We start from the raw sequence: 5,686 nt of genomic DNA, 5'->3' as shown, positions 1-5,686 counted from the left end.
GCATCAACCTCGGGCCGGAGCAGGTTGCGCGGTGCGTCGAAGAGGTCGGCATCGGCTTCTGTTTCGCGCCGGTCTTCCATCCTGCACTGCGCTTTGCGGCGGTGCCTCGCAAGGAAATCGGCATTCCGACGGCATTCAACGTGCTCGGTCCACTGACCAATCCGGCTCGTCCGCGTGCCGGGCTGATCGGGTGCGCATTTCCGAAACTGATCTCGGTCGTCGCGGGAGTCCTTGCGCAGCGCGGCAATTCGGCGTTGGTGGTACGGGGAGACGACGGACTGGACGAACTGACCACATCGACGACGTCGACGGTTCACATCGTCGGGGGTGGAAGTGTGCGAACTGTCACGCTGGATCCGCGTGACCTCGGAATCGACCGCGTTCCTCTCGAAGAGTTACGCGGCCGAGGTGTGAATCAGGTGCCCGAAGCTACCGAGGTGCCCGTAGACGACTTCGTTGTCGACGGGCAGGTTGGAGAATCCAACGCGAATCGCATACTTGAGCGCTGCAGGGTTACCGTCGGCGACCATCCAGGTCATTCCTGCAGCGCGGTCCCACCAGTCTTCGATCCAGTACTCCCCTGCCCCGATCCCGGGGATGTCGATGGTGACGGCGGTCCCGGCTTGGGGGTGTCGGTCCGGGTGGATCGTTGATGCTGCAGTCATGATTCCGTCTTTCCCAGGTAGTAGGGGTCACCGGTGAGCGGGGTCAACCCGGCCGGGAATTGAGTCAAGTCGGCACCGCCCTCGTGATGGGAGGCAAGGGCTTTCGCGCAGTCCCATTGGTTGCCGGATGCACCGCTCTCCGATGCGAGGGCGCTGGCAGCGTCTTCGTCGCCGTCGGCGAGAACTGCTGCGAGGCGGCAGATCATCAGTTCGTAGCCCCACCCGTCGAGGTCAAACCGTTCGCCGCCATTCGTGCGGAACCGTGACAGTCGTTCACGTAGCCAGTCCGGCAACGCTGCTTCCTGTTCGGTCCACGTCTCCCGACAGGACTCGAGAGTCCGTCGCCGTTCGTCCTGGAAACCGACAACCATCGTGTTGTGCTCATCGGCGAGCTGTTGATCGGTCTTACGCATGAGCCAGAAGTCCCCGGATCGGAGTCCGGTGACGGTGGAGCCGAGTACTGTCTCCAGCTCGTATGTGTGACCGACGATCGGAATTCCTTCGCAGTCTGCGACTTTGAGTCCGAAGACCATGCTGTCTCCGCCGCAGCGAATCCAGCCAGACTCCGGATCAATGTCTACTGCGTCGAGGGTTACCGGTTGGAGGTCTCGGAGTTTCGCCGCCCAGTCCGCGGCCGTCGACATCGCCATCAGAACGGCCACGAGGTGTTGGCGCCACGCTCGAGGAGCGGGATCATCGCGAACATCTGGTCGGTCAGACCACCGAAGGTGTACCGATTACCAGTCCCTGATGAGGCATGACCGTACCGGTATCCCGCGAGGTTCGCGGTGAACAGCGGCACAGACTTCGGGAGCAATGCGCCAACGTCGCCATAGCTTGCCTGCTCATCCGTGAGGATGACGACGCGGTCGTGCCCGTCGAAGTGCCGTTTGATCGCGCCCGCCGTGTCGGTGCCACCGTTGAGGAAGTAGCCGTCCTTGCGCCAACGCTCGATGCTGCGGAGTACCGATTCTCCTGCGCGCTGGGGGAACACCTTCGTCGGCACTCCGTAGTAATTGGACGAGAATGAGACGACGTCGGCGTCTGCCGCGCGGGCAGCGAGAGAAAGCCCGAAGACCACGGCCGCGTCCCACCGCATGAGGGAACCGTCCTTCGAAAAACCAGAGTTCATCGAACCCGAGGTGTCGACCAGAACCAACGTTCGGCCGGGAAGCTCAGGGATCGACGAGAGCGACGCGTCGAGGGCCTTCTCGAGCGACCATCCCCATCGCAGAGACGGTGCTGCGTTGTAGGCAGAGAGGAAGCGCATCGGGAGTTGGCGGGATTTCGCGACCTGCTCGGGGTCGGCGAGGCGCGCGCAGATGCCGGCGGCGACTTCATCGGAGACCCCGGCCTGGTCGAAGTTGCGGAGGTTCCGCAGCAGCGCCATGTACCCCATCGACGGGATGATCGCTTCCCACATCGCGGCCGTCCACGGTCCGTTGATCAGGGACGGGATCTGCTCCCAGGTCATTCCTGCAGCGGCGAGCGCGGTGGATGCGTTGTCGGTGATGTCGTTCGGGGTGAAGAGGAGGTCGACGGCCTGCTTCGGGGTCAGCGCCTTCATGGCTGCGTTTTCTCGCAGCATGAGTAGCGATTCGGGGATCGTGAGGTCTTCGACGCCGAGTCGGGCGCCGACGAGGTGGGTGAAGAGGTCGCTCTGCCATTCGGCTTTGGGGGCGGCGTGAGTCAGACGGATGACATCGGCGAAGCGGACACTGTGAGATGCGGTGTCGTACTTGATGGCAGACCGCTCGGTGTAGAGGCGCGTGGCGGCGTCGCCGACACCGCGCTTGACCGGCTGCGGGAGGTTGCGGCCATAGTTCGTGTGCCAGTATGCGAGGAATTCGCCTGGTTCGTCCGCGCGCTGCAGCACGGAATTGATGATCTGCCTGTTGCCACCGGCCAGGCCGGCTGCGAGGCGGGCGTGGACTACTTCTGCCGCGAGGACGAGGGAGGCTGAACGCATGTTCGCGGAGTTGCGGAGCCATCCGGCGAAGCGTGTGAGCCAGAGGTCGGGGTCCGGTTGCGCGGCGAGTGTGCGGATCAGTTCGCCGAAGCGGTTATCGCGTGAGGCGGCGGATTCGTAGAACGTCTTCTCACCGACCATGTTGGTCACTGCGAGGAGGAACAGTTCGGACTGGGTGTCACGCGCGTATCCGGCTGCGCCTTCGTGGGTCCGACCGGATGGGTGGCGTTCGGTGGTGATCGGATGTCGTCCGGTTGCTCGTGTTCCGGGGGTGTTGAACTTGGTCATGGTGTTCTCCGTGTTCAATTCGGAGGGAGCCACCACGAGAGTTGATGCCGAGTAATGAGGTTGGGGTGCCGCTGAGGGGTCCGTTACTCTGCCAGTTGAGCTACAGCAGCCGGGGGCTGCTGACGGGATTTGAACCCGCAACACACGAAGTAGCGGTACTCCTTCGCACCGGCATCAACTCTGTGAAGTTGTGGCTCCCGAGGATGGGGTGGGACGCAGGACGTGATGCACTAGGCCGCTTGTGCGTACCAGTCGAATCATGTTCGGCTGGGAGGGATTTGAACCCCCGTCTTCTGATAGAAGAAGTATCCGCATCCCTTCGCACCGGGAGGTGTGAAGTGTGTGGCTCCCGAGGAAATGGGCTCGGTGTCGGCAGATTTCACCCAAAGAAGTAGCCGGACCGATTCGCACCGGGAGCGCGAAAGTTGTTGTGAGTTCCGAGTAATGGTTGCGGTGAGGGTGACGTAGGCGCTCTAGCCAACTGAGCTACACCGGATGCAGATCCGGTGACGGGATTCGAACCCGCGACATCCCCATTAACAGTGGAAGTAACCCTCGGTGCTTCGCACCGGAACTCTATTCAGTTGTAAGAAAAGTTGTGACACCGAGTAAAAATGCCGGGCGACAGTGTATTTCGAAGAGGAAGTAACTGCCTGTGGGCTTCGCACCGGTGTGGTGACGTGATCGAGACTAACCGATGAATGTCTCGATGTCTAGCATCGCACTAGACACCCAACACTTAGCGGATGATTGTGGCTACACCTGGGTCGATTCCGTCCAGCGGGTCGCAACCCAACGTGCGGGCAAGCCACATCAGGCGGTCCAAACCCCACTCGTGCCCGCAAGCGACACATGAAGCACCTGAACGCGATACCTGCAGGACCGGTACCCGAACGTGCTCACCGTCCGAATCGGTCCTCGTGACATGCGTTTCACCGCAGGCCGGGCACGCCGCGGCCAACGTGAAGCGGTTGCGCCCCGCGATCAGTTCTTCCGCACTCTCGACCCATGTGCGGATCTCCATCGCCGCAGCCTGCAACCACACCGCATCCTGCGGGCGCCATGACCAGTCCGCGAGATAGGCGAGCCGTGTGGCGGTGCCGCCGTCCGAGCCCGGCGCCCACGCTGTGACAGTGTTGTCCACCAGGACGATCCAGTCCAAGCCGTCGACCCAGACTGGTGGGAGTGAGCGGGCTACTCCGCCGTGAGCTGTGCCCTGCTGTCCTGCAAGGTTTTCGGTCATTTCTGCGTACAGGGAACCTGATGTGCAGACGATCCGGTTTCCGTTGTCGTCGTTTTTGATGTCAATGCGGGGTCCGGTGAGTAGTTGCACTGCGTCGTCGAATGCGCGCCTGGCGGCGTGCAGGCTTTCGTCGTCAGTGCGGTGGTTCGGTGTGGTCGCCATGGTCAAGAGAGCTCCCTTGGTCGTGCGGTTGCTGCGCGGCAGTGATGTGTTTCAGGAGGGCAAGGGTCGCTCCGATGTTCAGGTCGGGGCATTGTCGGTTCTGGTGTGCGGGTCGGACGCAGACGAGAACTTCACCGCGGGGACTTCGGACGCATTCGTCGGGGTGCAGGATGAGGGGTCGAGTCGCGGTGGCGGTGGTGATCAGGCCACCGACGCCGTAGGGCTGTTCGGTCATGGTGGGTGTGCGAGGTGTCAGACGCGTGGTGGCCAGTTCCAGTGTCCTGGTTTGGGTTCGGGTGAGAACGGGACCGAGGGGTTGAAGAACTGTCCGGTGGGGTTGAAGATGACGAGGGAGAGGGTGCCGTTGTAGTCGTCGGGTACTGCGGTGACGATCGCGGCGCGGGGTTCGGGGAGGTACTCGCCTTTTGGGGTGCCGTACGACTGGTAGTGGACGTTTCGTCCGACTGTGGGTAGCTGCTCGGTCATTTCAGTTCTCCTCGATGTAGGGTGCGAGCGCGTTGACGATGGCGCCGAACAGGTGATCCTTTGCCTTCTGGCCTTCGGGCAGTTCCGAGTACTGGACGAGGCATGGATGTGTCTTCGCCTCCGCGTCCTTGACTGGCCCGAAGTTCCACCCGTCCTTGACTTTCGATTCGCACCAGGACTGGTGCAGGCCCTCCGCTGTGGCCCCTGCGAGTGCTTTCTGCACACCTTCGACGGCACTCTCACGCTGCCAGGTGGGGGCGGTATCCCAATGCGGCGACGGATTCGGGTCACCTGCTACGAGTTGGACAGCCCGGTTCGCTTCGTGTGCGATGCGGGCGACATCTTCGATGTGGAAGGTCATGTGTTCACCGTTTCTGTGAGGAGTTGCGCGAGTCGTTCGGTGTAAGTCGGTCCCCCGACGTACATCTGGGTCTTGTCGTAGGCGGTGTGCTGTCCGCCGGCAGGGTTGAGGATCGAGACGGGCAGGTATCCGGCGAGTTCGAGACCAGCACGGCGGACGCGGTCACGCTGATACGGTGCATCCCACCAACGCTTGGCGAGCCAGAGGTTCTGCCACGATCGCTCTTTCAACAGCCGTTGAATGTCGAACGCCCACGCCGAGAAGTCCGGCCCCATCATGCGGGTCAGGTCGGCGACGTCGCGTATGAGGGAGTCCGGGTCCGCGTTGGTGATCATGTCGTCGGGGTTCGCGAAGTCGTACACCTTGTGTGCCACTGCGCCGTAAGAACCGTGTTGTCCCGCGACGCCCCAACCTGTGAACTCTCCAGTCTCGTGGCGCATGGGGTTCGCGACGAGGCCAGCTGCGAGCAGTCTGTCGCGGCCGTCCAGGAGGCCGCTGCCGAGGTCCTGAGC

General features: G+C 62.5%; 6 protein-coding genes, 1 tRNA gene and 1 pseudogene. 1 reads left to right on the top strand and 7 read right to left on the bottom strand.

The features are described from left to right. Window positions 1-653, top strand: a pseudogene (locus tag ABT116_RS51055) (hypothetical protein); the annotation flags it as partial. Window positions 654-661: 8 nt separating this feature from the next. Here ABT116_RS51055 and ABT116_RS38815 read toward each other — a convergent pair. The 7 genes from ABT116_RS38815 to ABT116_RS38785 form a co-directional block, all read right to left on the bottom strand. Further along, window positions 662-1,327, bottom strand: coding sequence for a hypothetical protein (locus ABT116_RS38815; RefSeq protein WP_351644286.1), 666 nt, complete (start codon window positions 1,325-1,327; stop codon window positions 662-664). Next, a complete protein-coding gene (locus tag ABT116_RS38810; protein WP_351644283.1) occupies window positions 1,315-2,922 on the bottom strand; it encodes a TROVE domain-containing protein in 1,608 nt (535 codons plus the stop codon). Before ABT116_RS38810 ends, ABT116_RS38815 begins: the two co-directional genes overlap by 13 nt. A 501-nt stretch (window positions 2,923-3,423) precedes the next feature. Continuing rightward, window positions 3,424-3,495: transfer RNA gene (locus ABT116_RS38805), tRNA-OTHER, on the bottom strand. A gap of 166 nt (window positions 3,496-3,661) precedes the next feature. After that, window positions 3,662-4,327: a DUF7341 domain-containing protein gene (locus tag ABT116_RS38800; protein WP_021343798.1), complete on the bottom strand. Its 666-nt coding sequence runs from the start codon at window positions 4,325-4,327 to the stop codon at window positions 3,662-3,664. A gap of 252 nt (window positions 4,328-4,579) precedes the next feature. Further along, window positions 4,580-4,813 carry a hypothetical protein gene (locus ABT116_RS38795; RefSeq protein WP_351644279.1) on the bottom strand — a complete coding sequence of 78 codons (234 nt, stop codon included), beginning with the start codon at window positions 4,811-4,813 and terminating at the stop codon, window positions 4,580-4,582. A gap of 1 nt (window position 4,814) precedes the next feature. Further along, a complete protein-coding gene (locus ABT116_RS38790) occupies window positions 4,815-5,174 on the bottom strand; it encodes a RyR domain-containing protein (RefSeq protein WP_351644277.1) in 360 nt (119 codons plus the stop codon). Next, a partial coding sequence (locus ABT116_RS38785; RefSeq protein WP_351644274.1) for a hypothetical protein occupies window positions 5,171-5,686 on the bottom strand: 516 nt, incomplete at its 5' end. The genes ABT116_RS38790 and ABT116_RS38785, both read right to left, overlap by 4 nt.

The sequence above is a fragment of the Streptomyces sp. NPDC002130 genome, from assembly GCF_040296465.1.
GTDB lineage: Bacteria > Actinomycetota > Actinomycetes > Streptomycetales > Streptomycetaceae > Streptomyces.
Note: the sequence above shows the minus strand (reverse complement) of the source record. Positions and strands in the feature narration are given on the sequence as shown.

Coding starts and splice junctions, on each gene's coding strand:
- ABT116_RS38810 (WP_351644283.1), bottom strand. CDS start 2,922: ATGACCAAGTTCAACACCCCCGGAACACGAGCAACCGGACGACATCCG.
- ABT116_RS38795 (WP_351644279.1), bottom strand. CDS start 4,813: ATGACCGAGCAGCTACCCACAGTCGGACGAAACGTCCACTACCAGTCG.
- ABT116_RS38800 (WP_021343798.1), bottom strand. CDS start 4,327: ATGGCGACCACACCGAACCACCGCACTGACGACGAAAGCCTGCACGCC.
- ABT116_RS38790 (WP_351644277.1), bottom strand. CDS start 5,174: ATGACCTTCCACATCGAAGATGTCGCCCGCATCGCACACGAAGCGAAC.